At 40.7% G+C, this 20,085-nt stretch carries 17 protein-coding genes; 7 read left to right on the plus strand and 10 right to left on the minus strand.

The genetic code is table 11. The features are described 5' to 3' along the window. The first annotated feature begins 138 nt into the window (after positions 1-138). Positions 139-795: a diphthine--ammonia ligase gene (locus MKY34_RS05355; protein ID WP_342514185.1), complete on the plus strand. Its 657-nt coding sequence runs from the start codon at positions 139-141 to the stop codon at positions 793-795. Between the two features lie 557 nt (positions 796-1,352). Here MKY34_RS05355 and MKY34_RS05360 read toward each other — a convergent pair. The 9 genes from MKY34_RS05360 to nfsA form a co-directional block, all read right to left on the minus strand. Next, entirely contained in the window at positions 1,353-1,898 is a 546-nt protein-coding gene (locus MKY34_RS05360) for a hypothetical protein (RefSeq protein ID WP_342514186.1), read from the minus strand. A gap of 13 nt (positions 1,899-1,911) precedes the next feature. Then, positions 1,912-2,847 (minus strand): SAR2788 family putative toxin, encoded by a 936-nt coding sequence (locus tag MKY34_RS05365; protein WP_342514187.1) that lies wholly within the window; start codon positions 2,845-2,847, stop codon positions 1,912-1,914. Further along, positions 2,822-3,775 carry a S8 family peptidase gene (locus MKY34_RS05370; protein ID WP_342514188.1) on the minus strand — a complete coding sequence of 318 codons (954 nt, stop codon included), beginning with the start codon at positions 3,773-3,775 and terminating at the stop codon, positions 2,822-2,824. Before MKY34_RS05370 ends, MKY34_RS05365 begins: the two co-directional genes overlap by 26 nt. Before the next feature lie 487 nt (positions 3,776-4,262). Further along, positions 4,263-4,484 carry a hypothetical protein gene (locus tag MKY34_RS05375; RefSeq protein ID WP_342514189.1) on the minus strand — a complete coding sequence of 74 codons (222 nt, stop codon included), beginning with the start codon at positions 4,482-4,484 and terminating at the stop codon, positions 4,263-4,265. A gap of 343 nt (positions 4,485-4,827) precedes the next feature. After that, positions 4,828-5,412: a hypothetical protein gene (locus MKY34_RS05380; RefSeq protein WP_342514190.1), complete on the minus strand. Its 585-nt coding sequence runs from the start codon at positions 5,410-5,412 to the stop codon at positions 4,828-4,830. Positions 5,413-5,760: 348 nt separating this feature from the next. Further along, positions 5,761-6,093 (minus strand): DUF4288 domain-containing protein, encoded by a 333-nt coding sequence (locus tag MKY34_RS05385; RefSeq protein WP_342514191.1) that lies wholly within the window; start codon positions 6,091-6,093, stop codon positions 5,761-5,763. A gap of 24 nt (positions 6,094-6,117) precedes the next feature. After that, positions 6,118-6,579, minus strand: coding sequence for a hypothetical protein (locus tag MKY34_RS05390; RefSeq protein WP_342514192.1), 462 nt, complete (start codon positions 6,577-6,579; stop codon positions 6,118-6,120). 403 nt (positions 6,580-6,982) lie between these two features. Beyond that, on the minus strand, positions 6,983-8,149 hold the full coding sequence (locus tag MKY34_RS05395; RefSeq protein WP_342514193.1) for an SAM-dependent methyltransferase: 1,167 nt from the start codon (positions 8,147-8,149) through the stop codon (positions 6,983-6,985). A 20-nt stretch (positions 8,150-8,169) separates the two neighbouring features. Then, positions 8,170-8,901, minus strand: a complete 732-nt coding sequence (nfsA, locus tag MKY34_RS05400; RefSeq protein WP_342514194.1) for an oxygen-insensitive NADPH nitroreductase — start codon at positions 8,899-8,901, stop codon at positions 8,170-8,172. Between the two features lie 91 nt (positions 8,902-8,992). Between nfsA and MKY34_RS05405 the strand changes: the two genes are divergently transcribed. The 5 genes from MKY34_RS05405 to hflX all read left to right on the plus strand — a co-directional run bounded on the left by MKY34_RS05405 (position 8,993) and on the right by hflX (position 16,493). Next, entirely contained in the window at positions 8,993-10,552 is a 1,560-nt protein-coding gene (locus tag MKY34_RS05405; protein WP_342514195.1) for a glutamate synthase-related protein, read from the plus strand. 268 nt (positions 10,553-10,820) lie between these two features. Next, positions 10,821-12,461: an AMP-binding protein gene (locus MKY34_RS05410; RefSeq protein ID WP_342514196.1), complete on the plus strand. Its 1,641-nt coding sequence runs from the start codon at positions 10,821-10,823 to the stop codon at positions 12,459-12,461. Between the two features lie 300 nt (positions 12,462-12,761). Next, positions 12,762-14,246: a sodium/proline symporter PutP gene (gene putP, locus MKY34_RS05415; protein WP_342514197.1), complete on the plus strand. Its 1,485-nt coding sequence runs from the start codon at positions 12,762-12,764 to the stop codon at positions 14,244-14,246. A 219-nt stretch (positions 14,247-14,465) separates the two neighbouring features. Then, complete coding sequence (locus tag MKY34_RS05420) at positions 14,466-15,146, plus strand: VOC family protein (RefSeq protein ID WP_342514198.1); 681 nt, start codon at positions 14,466-14,468, stop codon at positions 15,144-15,146. Positions 15,147-15,221: 75 nt separating this feature from the next. After that, on the plus strand, positions 15,222-16,493 hold the full coding sequence (gene hflX, locus MKY34_RS05425; RefSeq protein ID WP_342514199.1) for a GTPase HflX: 1,272 nt from the start codon (positions 15,222-15,224) through the stop codon (positions 16,491-16,493). Between the two features lie 270 nt (positions 16,494-16,763). On the opposite strand, the gene MKY34_RS05430 is transcribed toward hflX, so the two are convergent. Beyond that, the gene (locus MKY34_RS05430) at positions 16,764-18,482 is read right to left on the minus strand and encodes an ABC transporter ATP-binding protein (protein WP_342514200.1); all 1,719 of its coding nucleotides are present in this window, start codon (positions 18,480-18,482) and stop codon (positions 16,764-16,766) included. A gap of 236 nt (positions 18,483-18,718) precedes the next feature. Between MKY34_RS05430 and MKY34_RS05435 the strand changes: the two genes are divergently transcribed. After that, positions 18,719-19,585 carry a DUF6612 family protein gene (locus MKY34_RS05435; RefSeq protein WP_342514201.1) on the plus strand — a complete coding sequence of 289 codons (867 nt, stop codon included), beginning with the start codon at positions 18,719-18,721 and terminating at the stop codon, positions 19,583-19,585. The last annotated feature ends 500 nt before the right edge of the window (positions 19,586-20,085 follow it).

Below are 20,085 nucleotides of genomic sequence, written 5' to 3' on the forward strand. Positions count from 1 at the left end.
CAGTTATTTGACGGGGCACATTCATGAAAAGTTTGATTGTTTTTTTAGTAGGACTACAGTTGATTGAATTTTTGGTAAGATAAGCTTAAAGCTATGGTAAAATAAACACAAGGTAAAGCGTAAGAAGGAGTGTGGGAAATGAAAGACGTACCGTTTGTTGCATCATGGAGTGGTGGAAAAGATTCTGCGATGGCTTATTATCGGGCTGTGAAAGCTGGGGGCGTGCCTGACCGATTGTGGACGATGTTTGAAGAGGGGGGGGAACGCTCAAAGTCACATGCGTTGCCATTAGAAGTTGTAGAGGCGCAGGCTGAACGTATTGGCGTACCATCGATGATTCGACAAGCCAGTTGGAGTAGCTATGAACAACAGTTTTTGGATGCGATGAAGACATGTAAAGAAGCAGGCGTAGACCATGCTGTTTTTGGTGATATCGATCTTGCAGACCATTTGGAATGGGTGCAGACGACGTGCGCCAAAGTGGATATGGAGGCGGTGCATCCTTTATGGATGGAACCGCGCAGAAAAATACTTGAGGAATTTGTAGGTGTTGGATTTGAAGCTTATTTAGTAGTTGTGAATACAAAGCTGATGCCCGCGCATTTTCTTGGCCGCAAATTTACGATCGAGTTAATGGACGAACTGGATGCGCTCGGCATTGATTCATGTGGGGAGTCTGGTGAATTCCATACGATTGTTGTAGATGGCCCGATTTTCCGTGAGCGCGTGCCGGTCGTCTTTTCAGGGCAGCATGAACGGGATGGCTATGTGTTTGTAGATGTGACATTGGAGTGATAAAGCATACTGGGGGCATTCCCGTCTTCCGAGATGTTGTCATTTCTTTATCGATTCATAACAACTGAATTGAATAACCGCTTCCTAAGGAAAGAATGTTGTTAGAAAAAAGGAAGACAAATCCACAAACTAACTTGTATCGCTCTTAGGATCCAGTAAGCATATCCATAGAAATGCACAGGAGGCTTGTACAACGGTTTTAAGAGGTGAAATGAGTAAGTCTTTTATCCGTTTGTTTTTAAGACGCCTTCCAAGTACCTTTAAGGCGATTTTGCGAAAAGGACTATTTATGTCCATTTTTCGATTCATTTCACCAGGTGCTTTGTATAATTATTCGTGTAGACAGGCCTGACGTTCACCAAAAAGCCTGTGAAATCAACGATGTATACTTTATGCATAAAAAATCAAGGAGATAGAACGAAAAATGAGACGTTTAAAGGGGGAATAGAGCTAGGAGGACTGCCGAGAACTAAAGTTATGTTAACTAGAGATGTATGATGCATACAAAATGTGAAAGGTCGATTTCCTATAAAAGAAATCGACCTTGCCGAACTAATTTAGTTCATTTTAGATTTTAATTTTTGATAATCTAAAATGAACGAAGGATAAGTACTTTCCTCACAGAATTTTAATACGGTATTAGTACAAAAATTTGCAAAAGATAAAAATTCCTTAGATACTCCCTTTAAATAATCTTCTTTAGGAATACTAATTACTTTGTTTAAATCATAATTCAAAATACCAGATGAATCTTCTAATTTAATATAAAATAAATTGTCTTTTTCTGAAACCTCAACATTAATTGTAGAATCTAAAAATGTGATTTTAAAATTATCATCCATTTCGTCAATTAATAAAGGGGTTATAATTGTTTGCCATGTAAATAATAAATCAGTTGTTTCAAAATCCTGGGTAAATATAACTTCAGAATTATAGGTCGCGGTAATACAACCTTCTAAATAATCCTGTTCATTATCTTCTAAAATCATTTGAGCAGCTTTTGTAGCTAATGGGTCGTTAATAGATAAGAATTTCTCTTTTTTCGATGTCACATACCCTAAATTGGGAAGATAATTTGAGATATAACTTTTTATAATAAACATTTCATTCACCTCATTATACAGGATAAGCCGATTTTACGTACCCATCTTTTCCAATATGGACTTTATATTTAATGCCATTTATTGTTTTATATACATCTGCTGCCCTTCCTTTACTTAATTCACTACTAATTAGAGATTTATTGCTATTAATAACGTTTGTTACAATATTTTTCACCTGATTTACGCTGAAATCTGGATCGAACATTGTTTTACCACCTTTTCCTGTCCAATAATTAGGGTGATGTCCTTGAAGGATATGTTGCATTTTGGCTTTGGTGAAATAGACCTTTTTACTGCCGACGTTAGCTGTGAAATTAGTGAAATTTGCAGTAGCCGTTTTAGATGCATCTTTTGACTTTGCTAGGAAAGTTCTTTTTCCTATCTTTAAAGCCGCTTTTTGTCCAACTTTTGTAATAACTACTCTTAATACTGCTGCACCGACTATATAAACTATTACTGGTACAGCTGAAGCTTGTAACATAGTAGAATCATATGTATATTCTTCACCAGTTTCAAGATTTTTAAATGTCGCAACAAAAGTATTATCTGTAGACTCAATTACTTCTACTTTAAATTGACTATAGGTAGCCTCTCCGTTTTCAATTACTTCGCTAGAGATAATTATATCTTCTGTTTCAGTAGAAAATTCTATATCTAATAAAGTCTCAGTATTATTGTCTTCATAAGTAGTTTCTATTAGAACACTGTCGTCATTAACATCAGTCACTTCGACATTAATATCATTATTGTCAATATCTAACTCACTATGAATGTCTTGATTAAGTTTTTCTCTTATTTCAATTTGTTCTTCTTCTATAAGATTATTTGATTGATCTTTACTCGTTGTACTAAGGCTTTCAGCATTCACATGCTCTATTACAGATAGGGGTAAAGAATATATTACTAGACATGCAATTACAATTTTAATTACAAACTTCTGAAAATTCATTCATATCATCTCTTTTCTTAAAAGTTAAAAGTCCTTTTCCATAATCAAGTTCTTCCCAACAATCGAACTTGAATGAAAAATGATCTAGGTAATCCATGAAAAACATCTCTTTATCTAATTTATTAATTCTATAGTCAGCTAATATTAGCGCTATGATTCCTGTGGCATGTGCAGTTGCAAAAGAAGTCCCATTAAAAAGCGAATATTCATCATCATTATTAGTAGTTAGTATTTCTTCCCCTGGTAAAGCAAAATCAATTTCTTGCCTCGACGCAAAATTAGAACGTTGAAGTTCTCCATCGATTGAAGTAATTGATATTACGTTTTCATACTTAGCAGGATAATCAGTTTTCATGCCGTAGTTATTTCCAGCGGAAGCGACAATAATAATACCTTTTGATATTGCTTTGTCTATTGTTTGTTTCAATTCATCATTGTCAGTTTGAAATCCAAAGCTGATATTGATGATATCTATTTGTTCCTCTATACACCATTCTATCGCTTCGATAAAATGATCAATATTTCCTTTTCCTTCGTTATCTAGAACTTTAACATCATAAATTTCAGTACTTGGTGCAATACCGATTATCCCCATGTTGTTATCTTGGGCTGCGATAATACCAGCAATAGCAGTACCATGGCCAAATTCGTCTCTAATTGGTTTCCCTTTATTAATAACGTTAAATTCCTTAACTACTGTTCCGACTAAATCTTCATGATCTTTATTAATGCCACTATCGACTATAGCAATTCTCATTTTATAATCTTCTTTAATACTATCCTTTTTTTTTACGGCTAGTATTTCTAAATTCCACGGAATTATTTGCTCTTCATAATCAGATTCATTTATTTCTTTATAATTTTCAACATCTCCTCTGTTTGAACTGTAAAAAAAATAACTTGATATTAGTAGAATAATAACAAACACACTAATGATAAATTTCTTATTCTTTATCTTATAACTTCCTCCTTTTTATATAAATATCACTATATGGTATTTTAGGGATAAAAATCCTTATAGTGATAATTTAGCATTTAATGGTTATTTAATCAAGTTATAAATTTTCACTTGTCGTACGCTGTTCAAGCAACGTTATTTCTATGAAAGAAATGATAGCAGGATTTCAATAACAGCTGGCAACTGGATCCAGAAGAACATGGCTTATAAAACGATGGTTCTGTAAATTAGAAGAAAATCACATAGAGGAAGACCGATTAAAGTGAATCTAACACAATTCCATTGTGTATAATTCGATATTGCATGCTCCGTATAGCTACCAAGGCTCTCCTAACTTGCAATAATCGGTTACAAATTTGTATGGGAGGGTTGTTTATCATGTAATAAAAATTTTCCCTAAAAATTAAGGAGAAAGATCCGTCAACTAAAAAACGTGGCTAATAAGCAGCCACGTTTTTTAGTGTGTTAAATGCTTAAACATCAAGTTGTGTACGTTAGCTTCAACGAAATTAACGTCATCTTCTTCAATTTTACTATGAGGTTGTGGGTTAAACCATTGAACTTCCTTGTCATGAAAAATCCCTCGATAGTTGTTCCCCTCAATGTTTAGTTTGAACTGAATACGTTCGTGAACTTGCCCTTCAAACAATGGTGTAATTATCTCGATATTTTGTAGCATAATGAAAATCCCCTTTCTGATTTGGTCTTTAAAGTATTCCCTGAACTTTTTTGCTTATGTTTTGTTTCGCTTCCGTTTTGCTTATGTCCTTATAGTAACTATCCAAAATTAGAGAGTAAGGTGAAGAAGATTAGAGTTTGGTGAGAGTAAAACAACAAAGTGTATTCACCCATTCGCAGAAAAATTTAGCTTCATTTCTCAATAAAAAAAGCTGCCTTGTAAAGGCAGCCGATTATTTCAAATCGAACATATTTCACTTGTGTATGATTCGTATTCATTTTAATCAATAAAAAAAGTAGGTAAGTTATCGTTCAACTTTCCTACCCTATCACTTTCCATGACATTAGTTATCCTCCTTATTTAGAAAGTCCATTAATGCTAAATGTAGCACGTCCGATTTGTTTACCCTCTCTGCCTGGCAGAAGTTGTCCAGTTGTTTTCCTATATCTTTATCTATAACTACAGTCTTACGTGTCTTATCGCCTTGTGGAAGCTGTTTAATGCGGTCGTGTAGCGTTCCCTGTACTTGGATTGTCGGTGATGCTTCTTGCCATGAACGTAGCATTTCCTTAATCATACCGACTTCATCACTGGTGAACTGTTGGTGAACGACATGTGAAACGCCTGTCACCTGCGTGTTACTCGGGATGATGTCTGTATTACTCTGTGTGATAGGCTTGTGAACCCTTGGTGATGGACTCTTTTTCACATGGAAGTCAAAGATACTTTTATCTAATGGCTCAACGCCTTCTCCTACATAGTGCCACCCTAACGGTGCTTTGGTGTTGTATTTATATCCTGCTGCCTTCAATGCTGTTAAAAACGGCTTCTGACTAATACCGTCAATTTCCTTTGCTACTGCTTCGGCTTTATTAGTTTTCAATGCTTCAATGATACTCCGTATGGAAGCCTGTTCATCTATCATCATACTTGCTTCACCCTCGATTCACCCATAGTCATATATGTGCTATTCAACATGAACTTGGGTTCACCTGCAAGCATAAAAAAAGAATACTAAAATCTCCAATATTTAAACATATAGCAAAAAACCACTTCTAGTTTAGAGGTGGTTTTTATTGGATGCCGCGTGATGTGATTGCCACCCTGTAATGGCAGCTTTTTTATTGAGTAACGGAATCAAATACTTCCTTGAACTAAAGTTATGTAAACTAGATTTGTATACACAATACACATAAGAATAAATATGAAGGTGGTCGAGGTCTTGAAAGATAAAAACACGCCTTTTTTAGGCGTGTCCGTAGTACAAAATCAATTCTTACTTGTCAAGGGAATACAATTCTATGACTTCATCTGCAGTAATTGGCTCATCAAATAATAAATAGCGGCTGTAAACTTCTTTGAAATTAATATTCCCTTCGAATTCATCAATAGTTTCAAATGTATCCAAGATTCTTACCAGACTCCATGTAGTTTGTCCACCGTCTGCATTTTCGTAAGTATCATTAACAAAATGACGATGAATTTTCGATTCTATTTCATCGTCATTTGCAGCTTCTACTAATACGATGGTTTCTTCGAATGTTTTAGATGAGTAAAGGTTTGGTATTACAGTAGATTCTAATAATACTTTGACTGAATAGATACTCATAATCTATCTCCCTAAATTATTTAATCATTTTTTAAAACGATTATCAGTTAATAGTTTCTTTGCGCTTTTTGCACGTGATTTACCTGCTTTAGCATCCTTTTCAATTTCGTTAAGAGTTTTACCCAAATATTCGCCTGGAAATTGGCCTCTAATAGCCGCTTTTCTATTTTTAGAGATATATTGATCTGCAGTCTCTTTTTTGATAAACGAATTTATACAATCTCCAATCCAAGTCCCTACTTTATAAGTGGCGAAACCTACTGTAAAGATTCCTGCACCAATCACAAGAGCTTGTCCTACACCCGGGACAAAAACCAATGCGCCAACAGCAGCCTGAGGATTTACTTCTAAATCTTCATCAATAACAATCTCCAGTTCCGATTGTATAAAGTCAATATCCTCTTTTTCTGTCGCTAGTACATTAATCGGTGTATAAGCGACTAGCAAAGCACCTGATAAAACTACACTTAATAACTTTTTAGTCATTTACTTTCCTTCTCTGGTAATTTTTAATACATTCGGATATTATTATACAACAAATTAAAAAGAAAATTCAAATATTTGCAAGTGTTAAAATGTACTTTTAAAAAAATCGAATCATACACAATGCAAATATGTTAGATTCAAAAACAGCTCAATCCATTGATACATAAGGGATTGAGCTGTTTTTGTGTGGTTTATTTTTTTCTTACATCATTTGAATCTAACATAGCGTGTGCTAGTATTAACGTAAAGTAGATTGGAGTTTGTAAGTTAAAATGCGTGAGGAAGTGTACGGAAAGCATGATTGAGATGGTTATGTGTTTGTAGATGTAACGTTGGTATGATAGAGGCAATATATTAAAAAAATCCCCATCCACGCGTTCGCTTAGCGCGTGGATGGGGTTCCTTATTGGTCCAATAAATCCCCTAGTTCTCTCTCCAAAAATGGATCAGCATTCAATAAGTTTTTGAACGCATGGTAGCGTGCATAGTCCTCAGCAGAAGATTTCTTCCCTGTCTGATAAGCCCGTATTAACACGTTTTTTGGCGTATGTTCCATGTCGATGAACTCCAGCAGCTGTGCTTCGTAACCAACGAGTGATAGAAGCTCGGCGCGGATGGAGTCGGTTGCGAGTGCAGCGAAGCGTTCTTTGATGAGTCCGTGTTGCAGCATGACATCAAGCGCGGGTGATTCAAGTTGTGAGAATAATTCATGCTGACAACAAGGGACACTTAAAATGACTTTGGCTCCCCATTTCACGGCGCGGGCTAGCGCCATATCAGTGGCGACATCACAGGCATGTAGCGTGACGACCATATCGACAGACGTTTCGTCGTTGAAGTCGTTAATATCCCCGACAAGAAACTCTAGGTTATCATAACCGAGATCCTGCGCAATGACGTTACATTCCTCAATGACTTCTTTTTTCAAATCAAGCCCCGTTACCTTAATATCCAATCCTTTTTCAATACGCAAATAATGATACAGCGCGAATGTTAAATACGATTTTCCTGAACCAAAATCTAGAATGCGCACAGTACGATCCTTTGGCAAATAGGCTAGTGAGTCATCGATAAATTCGACAAAGCGATTAATTTGCCTAAATTTGTCGTGTTTTTGTTTTTTTACTTTGCCATCAGGCGTCTGTACACCGAGACGTACTAAAAACGGATAAGGCGTGTTTTCATCGAGTAAATAATTCTTCTTGCGATTATGTGATAAATCGGCGACTTTGCCGGACAGCACTTTATCCGATTTCCACATTACTTTGAATTTCTTGGAGATTTGCACATGGATTTTTTCATCGGAAAACTCAGCATGAACTTGTTTAAACTGTTCCAGCAGTTGTTGCATATACGTTTGTAAGGCATCTGGGAGGATATTTTCATGTTTTAAAATACGCTCATACTGATATTCAAACTGGATGTGTAATTGGCCTTTCAATTCCACTGGTTTGATTTTCACACGTTTTAAGTCATCCGTCTTTGTGCGGGATTGGCTGATTGTTCCGCTAATAAATGTGCCGCTGATCATCCGGCTTGTCAGCTCAGCCACTAATTCTTCAAATTGCATCGTTATCGCTCCTCGTACGGTTACTCAAATTCAAATCCCTGCTCTTGAAGAAAGTCTTTCATATGTGTACGTCGTGGCTTACGTAAGAAGGTAGCCATTGAATCAGACCAAGCCGCATCTTTTTGGTTGGAGTCACGGCTTGCATAATACTTATTCATCGTTTCGTCGTAAGCAGGGAGAAGTTCGTCATATTTCTTTGTATTATAGTCGTTTTCGTGAATAATCGCTTCGATTGGCAATCGTGGTTTCACTTCGTTTGCTTCATCTGGAACGCCGATTGTCATGGCAAACATCGGTGCAACGCCTTTCGGTAGGCCAAATAATTCACTGATTTCCATCGGCGCATTCCGCACACCACCGATATAGCAAATGCCGTACCCTTTAGACTCAGCGGCTACTGCCACGTTTTGGGCAAACAAAGCTACGTCTGTAACGCCAACGAGTAGATTTTCCGCATGGGAAAAATCAATGTTGCCTCCTGCTAATGCCGCTGCTTTTTCTAACCGACAATAATCTACGCAGAAAATGAGTACAGCACCGGCAGATAGAATTTGTTGTGGATTTTTTGTGAGCCCTGCAAGTGTGTTGCGTTTAGCCGAATTAGTTACATGAATAACAGAATAGGCTTGGACAAAGTGTGAACTTGCTGCAGCTTGTCCAGCGTGTATGAGTTCGTGCACAGAATCGGTAGATAAGGGGATGTCCTTATATTTTCGTACAGAAGCGTGTGCCGTTAATAATTCGATGACCATAAAATCCCTCCGAAAAATAGTTGTATGAATTAAGGTTAACAGACTTTATTAGTGGTAAACATCTATTAACGCTTGGAAAAGGGGTGTGGCTATGTTTTGGATTGAAAGTGTGTCGATTACGATGGCATTGCTGATTTTGTTTTTGGTTGTGTTGCCGACTGCGATTGCTATCTACTTGTATGTGTTTGACAGGCGGCAAAGGCAACATGCGATTCTTCGAAATTACCCGATTTTAGGGAGAATGCGTTATTTTTTAGAGAAGACAGGACCAGAGCTCCGGCAATATTTGTTTGACGATGACAACGATGGGGAGCCGTTTAATCGCGAGGAATACTTGCATATGGTGATGCCGGGGAAATATTTGAACAGTGTCATTGGTTTTGGCTCGAAACGGGATTTTAATGAGGCGGGCTTCTATATCCGCAATGCGATGTTCACGAAGCAGAATGAGGAAATGCGTGTGGATAATGAAGGGCTTATCGATACGATGCGTTATGTCGTCAAAGAGGATAATTTATTTTCACGGAAAGAGCATCGTGAAGAGATTCCGGCGTTGCCGTGGCTATTGCCAGAAGATGATGCGGTCATTATCGGTCCGAATTGTCAGCATCCTTTCCTTGTTCGCAGTATGCTCGGGCAATCTGCGATGAGTTACAGGGCGCTTGGGGAAAATGCGATTACCGCTTTGTCGAAAGGGATTGGCATGGCGCAAGGAGCGTGGATGAATACGGGGGAAGGCGGCCTTTCTTCGCATTATTTAGCTGGTGGTGCGGATATTATTGCTCAAATCGGCTCGGGCTTGTTTGGTTTTCGGACGGAGGACGTGGAGTTTAGTTGGGAACGGCTCCGCGAAAAAGCGGAGATTCCGCAAGTGAAGGCCTTTGAAATTAAGTTGGCACAAGGGGCGAAAATGCGTGGTGGCCATGTTGAGGGGGCAAAAGTGACGGAGGAAATTGCTGCGATTCGCAATGTTGTCCCATATAAGACCATCAATAGTCCGAACCGTTTTCACCAGTTCGATGATTACACAACGCTGTTTGATTTCACAGAAAAGATTCGGCAGCATTCAGGTAAGCCAGTTGGTATTAAAGTCGTCATTGGGAGCAAGCAGGATGCAGAAGACTTGGCATCATTTATGCATGAGACAGGGCTTGGGTCAGATCATATCTCACTCGATGGTGGGGAAGGTGGCTCAGGGGCGACCTATCAAGATCTTGCTGATAGTGTTGGTTTACCGTTGCGTTCTTCGCTAGTCCTTCTGGATGATGCGCTGAAGAAATACGGCGTGAGGGATAGAGTGAAAATCATTGCGTCAGGGAAAATTACAACGCCGGACCGTGCTGCCATTGCCTTGGCGATGGGCGCAGATCTCGTACAGATGGCGCGTGGTTTTATGATTTCCGTCGGTTGTATTATGGCGCATAAATGTCATACCAATACATGTCCAGCGGGCGTTGCAACTACGGATAAGAAGCTACAGCAAGGGCTCGTTGTAGAAGAGAAGCAATACCGTGTGACGAACTATATTTTGACGATGCGCGAAGGACTTTTTCGAATTGCGGTCGCCGCGGGACTTGATTCGCCAACAAAGTTTGACCGCCAACATGTCGTGTACAAAGATGAGAGAGGGAGAGTTTTCCCAGTTGAATGATATAGGATAGTTTATCTGAATTCAGCAGAAAATCTCTACTTCCCAAGTGGTGGGGTGAATGCAAGGATTTTTTACTGTTCAGTGGGAGTTCAAACTCCGGCAGATGTCACGGATTTTTAAGGGGAGCTTTTCGATCTCGCCCGAAAAAATCTGGACGCAATTACGCTGAGGCGTAATTGATAAGTAATGTCTACAATTAAATAACCAATTATTCGGAATTACATGATAATATAGAGGGGACGCCGTTGAGTAGAAAGGGGAATGGGAGATGACATTGTTACGAAAAACTGTAGGAGAGATTGTGAAAGAGCAAGCACGAATCCATCCAGCGCAGGAGGCATATGTCTATCCGGAACACAGCATCCGGAAAACCTATCAGGAGTTTGACGAAGAGACGGATGCATTAGCAAAGGCATTTATCGGCATGGGGATTGAAAAAGGGGAACATGTTGCGATTTGGTCGGATAATAAACGGGAGTGGTTGCTCAGTCAATTTGCGACAGGGAAGATGGGGGCCGTCCTTGTGACCGTGAATACAAATTACCAGGCAACGGAATTGGAATACTTGTTGAAGCAGTCAGATGCAACGACGCTGATTTTGGATGAAAGCTTTAAAGGGACAAGTTATATTGACATTATTCGTTCGATTTGCCCAGAGTTATTGACTAGTCAGGACGGTGTCATTTCGAGTAAGGAGCTGCCACGTTTAAAACGAGTTATTCTGATGACAGAGCGAGAAGAACGAGGCATGTACAAGTGGTCAGAATTGATGGCGCATGCCAGTAATGTGACAGATGAGCAATTGGTGGCGCGTTTTCAATCGCTGGATCCGGATGATGTCATTAATATTCAATATACGTCAGGGACGACAGGATTTCCGAAGGGTGTCATGTTGACGCATAACAATGTCGTGAACAATGGGAAACTCATTGGGGATTATATGAAGTTGTCGGAGCAAGATCGTGTATGTATTCCGGTACCGTTTTTCCATTGTTTCGGCTGCGTGCTGGGGACAATGGCGGCTGTTACGCATGGATCGACAATGGTGCTGCTCGAACAATTTGATCCGTTGCGCGTACTGCAGATTGTGCAGGATGAAAAATGTACGGCACTTCATGGTGTTCCGACGATGTTCATAGCAGAGCTGAATCATGCGGATTTCAACAAATTCGATACGTCTACATTACGCACGGGCATTATGGCAGGATCGACTTGTCCAATCGAAGTGATGAAGCGTGTCATTGAAGATATGGGCGCTCGTGAGATTACCATTTGCTACGGTCAAACAGAGTCATCGCCAGTCATTACGCAGACGAAGACAAATGATCCGATTGAAAAACGTGTGTCGACAGTCGGCAAGCCACATCCGCATGTTGAGGTGAAAGTCATTGATCCGATGACGGGAGAGGAAGTTCCGATTGGAGAGCCGGGCGAGCTATGCACGCGTGGTTATCATGTCATGAAAGGCTATTACAACAATGAGGAAGCGACACATGATGCGATTGATGAAGACGGGTGGCTACACACGGGTGATATCGCGGTGATGGATGCTGATGGTTACCTTGATATTACAGGTAGAATTAAGGATGTTGTCATTCGTGGTGGTGAAAACATTTATCCGCGTGAAGTAGAAGAGTTTTTGTATACGCTTACAGGCGTTGCAGATGTGCAAGTTGTCGGTGTGCCAGATCCGAAGTATGGAGAAGAGCTAATGGCATGGATCATTCCAAAGCCTGATGTCCAATTGGATGTAGAGACCGTACGTGAATTTTGTAAAGGGCGTATTTCCTATCATAAAATTCCGAAGTATATCGAATTTACAGATGCTTATCCGATGACTGCATCCGGTAAAATTCAGAAGTATAAACTGCGAGAAATGTCTGTGGAAAAATCGTATCAGCATCAATAACAACAAAATCGTATTCTCCATATGCTGGGGAATACGATTTTTTTCATGTCTAGACTTCAGCGCTTTTACTTTCAATCCCTTTAACGCCTGTCACCCCTGAACAGGCGCTTGCGCTTTTGTTACGTCTAGGCTCTAGTGCTTGTCGAAACGGAATAATTTCCCGGGAAATTAGGTAAATAAAAAGTAGTTGTGTCGGAGTTTGTTTGATGTATAATGATTTTGGGTAAAAATTAAAAACAGGTCATTTTACCAAACAAGAAATGGTATGCTTATTGTGCATCTAGAGAAGGAGGACTTATTATGACAGATCAAATGTATCAGTTAATTTCAATTATTTTGTATATGGCAGCGATGATTTTCATCGGCTGGTATGCGTTTAAACGCACATCCAATTTAACCGATTACATGCTTGGTGGTCGTGGGCTTGGGCCAGCGGTTACGGCACTTAGTGCGGGTGCGGCAGATATGTCGGGTTGGCTGCTTATGGGCTTGCCAGGAGCGATTTACCTCAATGGACTAGTGGAGGCTTGGATTGCAGTTGGATTGACAATCGGGGCTTATCTGAACTGGGTACTCGTTGCGCCACGTTTGCGTGTCTATACACAAGTATCAAGTGATTCCATTACGATTCCAAGTTATTTGGAAAGTCGCTTGAAAGACCAATCCCGTTTGTTACGTATTGCTTCAGGTATTATCATTCTTATATTCTTTACCTTTTATGTATCTTCAGGAATGGTTGCGGGTGGAAAATTCTTCCTTAGCTCATTCGGACTGGATTATCATGTAGGTTTAATCATTGTTTCAGGAGTCGTTATTTTCTACACATTATTTGGTGGATTTTTGGCGGTAAGTTATACGGACGTTGTTCAAGGAATCGTTATGTTCTTTGCGCTGCTTCTTGTGCCAATTGTAGGTATTTTTATCACAGGTGGCTTTGGGGAAACGGCGACAAGTATTCGCGCTGTTGATCCACAGTTGTTGAATTTTGTATCGGGTGCATCATTCTTAGGTATTTTGTCAGCGGTTGCATGGGGGCTGGGTTATTTTGGTCAGCCACATATTATTGTCCGTTTCATGGCGTTGACTTCCCATAAAGAAGCGAAGAAAGCGCGTCGAATTGGGATCGGCTGGATGTTTTTAAGTTTGTTTGGTGCAGTTGCTACGGCGCTTATCGGGATTGCGTATTACCAACAAAATACCGATGTCACGTTGGCAGATGCTGAAACCGTATTCATTGTGCTTGGGCAAATTATTTTCCATCCATTTGTTGCTGGAATTATGCTTGCAGCTGTTCTTGCGGCAGTTATGAGTACGATTTCTTCTCAATTGATCGTATCATCTTCTGCGCTTGTTGAGGATTTGTATAAAACATTTATGAAAAAAGATGCTTCAGATAAGCATTATGTCTTTTTAGGAAGAATGGCGGTTCTGATCGTGTCGGTAATTGCGATGGTACTTGCTTGGCCGAATAACGAATCGATTTTAAGCATCGTATCGTTTGCGTGGGCAGGATTTGGTGCTGCATTCGGTCCAATCATTTTGTTATCGCTTTACTGGCGTAAACTAACAACAAAAGGCGCACTTTGGGGAATGATTGCAGGGGCTGTGACAGTTATGATTTGGGGTAATGTCGATGTATTGAAAGGTACGCTCTATGAAATTGTTCCTGGTTTCATCCTCTGTCTACTTGTGGCAGTTGTTGTAAGTAATATGACGTATAAGAAAAATGCTGAGATTGACAAAGAGTTTGACGCAGCAATGAAAATTCTTAAAGAAGATAACTAATCGGGAGAGCCTGCGGTGTGCGTATACTGCAGGCTTTTCCTTTCATATTGTCTAGGCTTCAGGCGCCAGCCGCTCGGAGGCTCACAGGACGTGAGTTACACAGTTGTTGCCGCAGGATGCAGCGTTTTTAGACTGTGTTCTTTGATAGCTGAATCGACATATGCCTGTCGCGTCTAGCAGGCGCCTTACGATTTTCTAAAAAGATAGGGGATGGGTAGGATGAAGCTCGATCATGTTGTGTATTTTACGAATCGAACGCCGGATGAATGGGTAGCAGAACAACAGCATGCAGTCGTAGGGGGGCGCCATGAACAATGGGGAACGCATAATGCCTTGTACTATGTACAGAATGCTTATATAGAGTGGTTATCAGTTGAACGGCAAGATGTTGCGGAAAAAGCGAATCATCCACTTACGCGTTTACTGCTACATGATTTGCAAGAGGGAGAAGGTTGGGGAACGATTTGTTTGTCAGTCGACAATATTGAGCGCTTCAAAGAGGATGTTGAGAATAAAGGATTTGATACATCGGGTGTGTTAGCGGCGGAACGCAGGACGGCTAATGGTCAGTTGCGGAAGTGGAAGATGCTATTTATCGAGCAACCTGTTTCAAACGACTTGCCGTATCCCTTTTTTATTGAATGGGAGGAGACTGAGGATATTCGCTTTGCGAAGTTACGTGAAGATGGCACGATTTCAGTAGGTAGTCAGCAACTCGCTATTCAGGAATGCGTATTTAGTGTCGATGACCCTTTAAGAGAGACGGCAGAGTGGGCCATTTTATTGTCACAAAAAGTTGGAGATGCTAATGATATTGCGTTAGCCAATGTCGTGTTGAAGTTTGTAGAGCATCAGGGTGGTAAAAATCGATTGACAGATGTCGTTATGGGACCAAGCTGATTCACCCTGTTAGCTGCACAAACTTGCCTATGATAAGATGGTGCACATAGAGTTTGTCCAGGAAGGGGTAATGGTGTGGAGGTTTTAATTGAACGTGCAGTGCTTGTCGGGGTGCATGAGCAAAAAGATGAGCATTTTGAGTATGCGATGGAAGAGTTGAAAAATCTTGCGGAAGCGATTGACGTCGAGGTCGTTGGAGCAGTGACGCAAAACTTGGAACGACGCAACCCGTCTCATTATGTGGGTAGAGGCAAAATCGAAGAAATTCGTCATTTTTATGAGGAGTTGGATGCCAATCTCGTCATTTTTAATGACGAACTTTCGCCATCTCAAATTCGCAATATGGAACAGGAGCTCCAGTGTAAAGTCATTGACCGAACGATGCTCATTCTTGATATTTTCGCACGCCGTGCAAGAACGAGTGAGGCACGGATGCAAGTCGAACTGGCTCAATTACAATATATGCTACCAAGGCTTGTCGGCTTGCGCGCATCTCTTGGGCGACAAGGAGGCGGCACTGGGGGCGGCCTTCAAAATAAAGGGGCCGGTGAAACAAAGCTCGAACTGGATCGCCGGAAAATTGAGGATCAGATTGCTAAGTTGCGCCGTGATTTGGATCATGTAAAGGATCAGCGTGAAACGCAGCGCAAACAGCGGAAGAAAAGCGGGACGCCTGTCGTATCCATTGTCGGCTATACGAATGCCGGAAAATCGACGTTGATGAACAAACTATTGATGAAAATCGATGTGGATAGTGCGAAGCAAGTATACGAAGAGGATATGTTATTTGCGACGCTCGATACATCTGTCCGCAATGTAAAACTTGCTGATAACAAACAATTCATGCTGACGGATACCGTCGGATTTGTTTCGAGACTGCCCCATCATCTTGTGAAAGCCTTCCGTTCAACGCTAGAAGAGGCACGCGATGCGGACCTTCTTCTTCATGTAGTGGATGTGTCGAATCAAGAGCATAGCTTTATGATGGAAGTGACGAACGACACCTTGCAGGCTGTTGGTGTAGTGAACGTGCCGACCTTGAACGTTTACAACAAAGCGGATCTTGCGGGCATTCGTTATCCTGAAGTGAGCGATGATAGCGTTTGGCTATCTGCCAGGGATGGAAAAGGTTTGGATGAACTCATCGAATTAATCAAGAAAAAGATTTTTGAACAATACATTACGTGTAAATTACTGATTCCGTTTGATCGTGGTGATATCGTTTCTTATTTAAATGATAAGGCGAACGTGAGAAGTACAACGTACGAAGAAGAAGGCACGCTGATGACGGTGGAAATGGATATTGCCGAGCGGACCCGATTTGAAGAATTTGTGATTAGTCATTAAGAAAAGCGAAAGCGCCTTGGTAGGGACGACAGGCATAAGGCGTGGCGTTCTTTGCCATATAGTCAGTCGGCTTGACTTTCAAGGAAAACAGTCTAAGAGCGCCGCGTCCTGCGTAACTCACATCCTGTGAGCCTCCGAGCTTCTAGGCGCTGGAATCTGGACATTAAAAAAGAAACAGCTACTACACGATTAGGGATGTCGTGTAGTAGCTGCTTTTTTATAGTAGAGAAAGGGGGTGGGATAGTAGTAGTATGCCCCTTTCTTCAAAAGCTAAACCTCTTGAAATTGATTATTATGCAATCGGGCGAAAATCCCGCCTTTATTGACTAACTCATCGTATTTTCCATCTTCCGCAATGCCGTCTTCTGTGACGACGATGACGCGGTTTGCGTCACGGATTGTTGCTAAGCGGTGCGCGATGACGAGTGTTGTTCGATTTTCCGCGAGCTCGGCGAGTGATTGCTGAATGATACGTTCAGTTTCTGTATCCAGTGCGGAAGTGGCTTCATCCAAAATGAGGATAGGTGGGTTTTTCAAGAACATGCGAGCAATCGCTAGTCGCTGCTTCTGCCCGCCGGATAATTTTAAGCCGCGTTCCCCAATTTGTGTGTCATAGCCATCTGGAAGAGATGCGATAAAGTCTTCGAGATGTGCTTTGTTGGCGGCTTCAAACACTTCTTCGTCCGTTGCATCCAATTTTCCATAGGCAATATTTTCTTTAATGGTCCCTGTGAATAAAAAGACGTCTTGCTGAACAATGCCGATTTGTGAACGTAAGGAGTGCTGTGTCATATCTCGAATATCTAAGCCGTCAATGGAGATTGCACCCTCAGTGACATCGTAAAAACGTGGGATGAGTGAACAAATCGTTGTCTTCCCAGCGCCAGATGGACCAACGAATGCGACTGTTTGTCCCGCATGTATGTTCAAGTCAATCTCTTGCAGTACGGATTTATTGTCGTCGTAATGGAAATGGACGTTATCGAAGACAATGTCCCCGTGTAAATGGGGGACAGCGACTGCATTTGGGCGGTCTTGAATCTCAGGTTCTTGTTCGATCAAATCGCGGAACCTACGGAACCCGGCCATCCCTTTTGGATAGAGTTCGAGCAAGGCACTAATTTTATCGACAGGCTTAATGAGAATATTGACGAAAAGTACAAAAGCAACGAGTTCACCGCTCGATAATTTGTTGTTCAGCGTGAACCATGCACCGACTACGAGCACAATGAGTGTGACGAGCCGAGTCATCATGAACATGCTCGAATGGGTCCAGGCCATCACTTTGTAAGCGACAAGCTTCGCTGTTCTAAAATTACCGTTATCTTTACGGAAACGTGCCATTTCAAACTCTTCGTTTGTGAATGATTTGACGACACGTGAACCGGATACGGCGTCTTCAACGCGCGCATTGACGTCGGCAATTTTTCCGTACATATTTTGCCACGCTGCATTCATCTTCATATTACAGAATGCCACAAGGATTGTCAGGAACGGTACCATAATAATGGCGATTAGAGCGAGTTCGGGATTGATGCTATACATGATTGCGAAAGCACCGATAATCGTCATGATGGCGATGAATACGTCCTCGGGCCCATGGTGGGCAAGTTCTCCAATATCGAACAAGTCATTGGTAATCCGACTCATAATATGCCCTGTCTTCGTATTATCAAAAAATCGGAAGGATTGCCGCTGAACATGGTTAAATAATTGCTGTCGCATATCTGTTTCGATATTAATACCGAGCTTATGCCCTAAATAGCTAACGATATATTGAAGGAACGTGCTCAGTAGATAGACAAGTAACAATAAAATACTAATCAGGGTGATCTGTCCCCAATGTCCTTTAGGTAGCAAATCGTCGATGAACCACTGAACGGCTACCGGAAAGGCAAGGTCGAGCAATGCGACAAAAATGGCACTTGAAAAGTCGATAATGAATAACCGTTTATGCGGCTTATAATAAGAAAAGAATTTTTTTAGCATTCGAATAGGCCCCCTTCCCGTTGTTATTGGCTAGTATAGCGGATTTTGGCGAAGAAGACGATTGTTAATGTAGGAATGCATTGGCATCACAATCCAAAAATAGGTCTATTGGATTGGGTAAAATATATAAGTATTACTATTCAATTTTAAAATAAATAGTGAAAAATGGAACTTTTACCGTTATACTCCGTATGAATAGAAGTAGTTCAAATTTAAGGTGGAAGGAAGAGTATTATATGAAGAATTGGATGAAGGGATTAGCTGCTGGCGTACTTGTTCTTGGACTTGCAGCATGTGGCGAAACTGCTGAGCCAAAAACAGATCCAGAAACGGGTAAAAAAGCGGAAATCAAAAACGAAAGTAAGATGACAGCGCAGGAAGTGTTCAAAAAGTCGGTAGAGGCGTCTGCAGATCAGAAGAGTATGCATGCGCAAATGGATATTGATCAGTTATTAGAAGTACCAAGTCAAGATTTAAAAATGAATAGTAAAATCAAGATGGATATGGACATGATTGTTGAACCACTTTCTATGTATCAGAAGATGCAAATGGATATGGGTGAACAAGGTTCAATGGATACAGAGATGTACATGACAGAAGAAGGATTCTTTATGTATGAGCCAACAACTGATCAGTGGATGATCTTGCCGAGTGAGTTAGTTGGAGAAATGGGCGGAGAAGCCGATCCAACGTTAGACATGGAAATGTTCAATGATTTTGTAGACGATTTCACATTTGAACAGACGGAAGACGAATATGTGCTGAAACTGAAAGCTTCGGGTGAAAAGTTCAATACGCTTCTGAAAGAAGTAGCGATGCAAAACTTGCCGGAAGGTCTTGAAGAGGGAACTGAAGAGGCTGAGATTCTAGAGAACATGGAAGTGAAAAGCCTAGAGTACGAAATCTTTATCGATAAAAAGACATTCCAAACGAATGCATTTAATATGGATATCGACATGACAATGGGTATTGATGAAGAGGAAACACATATTGTTCAGAAAATGAAAGCACAACTGAGCAAAATTAATGAAATTGAGAAAATCGAAATTCCTCAAGAAGTACTAGATAAAGCAGTCGATATGAATGAGCTAATGGGACAGTAAGAAATAAATGGACGTCGGAGAACTTTTCCGACGTCTTTTTTTGTCCGCTGAATCAGGTACTTTGTATACAATTACTTTTGGATCACTGTGGATTGAACAACTTCTATTGAAAAAACGCGACAGGTACTGAGTCGCAATAGCATTATGAAAACGAGTATGTCTAAGAATGATGCGGCCATTCATAGACATACTCGCCCCGCGAACAAGAGGAATTGATTCCTCCTCTAAGGCTATTGTAAATCACGTACCGAAAGCGGACCGGAAATTGTTCAGTGAAAATGATTCATATTGGGAAAGAGGAGTTTGTGAATTTGAACTCCCTTCTAAACTAAGAAAGCACCCTAACAATCCTGGTTCACAGAGTTGTGGGAACAGTTCACAAAATCGTCGTAGTTGGAATAGCTACCTTGTATATACGTTAAAGAGGAAAGAGAGGCTATATGTAGCGATTTGCATATAGAATCAGAATCCGCATCATTTTTGCCATCATTGATAATCAT

The organism is Sporosarcina sp. FSL K6-1522 (genome assembly GCF_038622445.1).
Lineage (GTDB): Bacteria > Bacillota > Bacilli > Bacillales_A > Planococcaceae > Sporosarcina.

Bases quoted from the DNA above. Each gene is read 5' to 3' on its own strand.
- MKY34_RS05355 (WP_342514185.1), top strand. From the start codon at position 139: ATGAAAGACGTACCGTTTGTTGCATCATGGAGTGGTGGAAAAGATTCT.
- MKY34_RS05360 (WP_342514186.1), bottom strand. From the start codon at position 1,898: ATGTTTATTATAAAAAGTTATATCTCAAATTATCTTCCCAATTTAGGG.
- MKY34_RS05365 (WP_342514187.1), bottom strand. From the start codon at position 2,847: ATGAATTTTCAGAAGTTTGTAATTAAAATTGTAATTGCATGTCTAGTA.
- MKY34_RS05375 (WP_342514189.1), bottom strand. From the start codon at position 4,484: ATGCTACAAAATATCGAGATAATTACACCATTGTTTGAAGGGCAAGTT.
- MKY34_RS05380 (WP_342514190.1), bottom strand. From the start codon at position 5,412: ATGATGATAGATGAACAGGCTTCCATACGGAGTATCATTGAAGCATTG.
- MKY34_RS05385 (WP_342514191.1), bottom strand. From the start codon at position 6,093: ATGAGTATCTATTCAGTCAAAGTATTATTAGAATCTACTGTAATACCA.
- MKY34_RS05390 (WP_342514192.1), bottom strand. From the start codon at position 6,579: ATGACTAAAAAGTTATTAAGTGTAGTTTTATCAGGTGCTTTGCTAGTC.
- MKY34_RS05395 (WP_342514193.1), bottom strand. From the start codon at position 8,149: ATGCAATTTGAAGAATTAGTGGCTGAGCTGACAAGCCGGATGATCAGC.
- nfsA (WP_342514194.1), bottom strand. From the start codon at position 8,901: ATGGTCATCGAATTATTAACGGCACACGCTTCTGTACGAAAATATAAG.
- MKY34_RS05405 (WP_342514195.1), top strand. From the start codon at position 8,993: ATGTTTTGGATTGAAAGTGTGTCGATTACGATGGCATTGCTGATTTTG.
- MKY34_RS05410 (WP_342514196.1), top strand. From the start codon at position 10,821: ATGACATTGTTACGAAAAACTGTAGGAGAGATTGTGAAAGAGCAAGCA.
- putP (WP_342514197.1), top strand. From the start codon at position 12,762: ATGACAGATCAAATGTATCAGTTAATTTCAATTATTTTGTATATGGCA.
- MKY34_RS05420 (WP_342514198.1), top strand. From the start codon at position 14,466: ATGAAGCTCGATCATGTTGTGTATTTTACGAATCGAACGCCGGATGAA.
- MKY34_RS05430 (WP_342514200.1), bottom strand. From the start codon at position 18,482: ATGCTAAAAAAATTCTTTTCTTATTATAAGCCGCATAAACGGTTATTC.
- MKY34_RS05435 (WP_342514201.1), top strand. From the start codon at position 18,719: ATGAAGAATTGGATGAAGGGATTAGCTGCTGGCGTACTTGTTCTTGGA.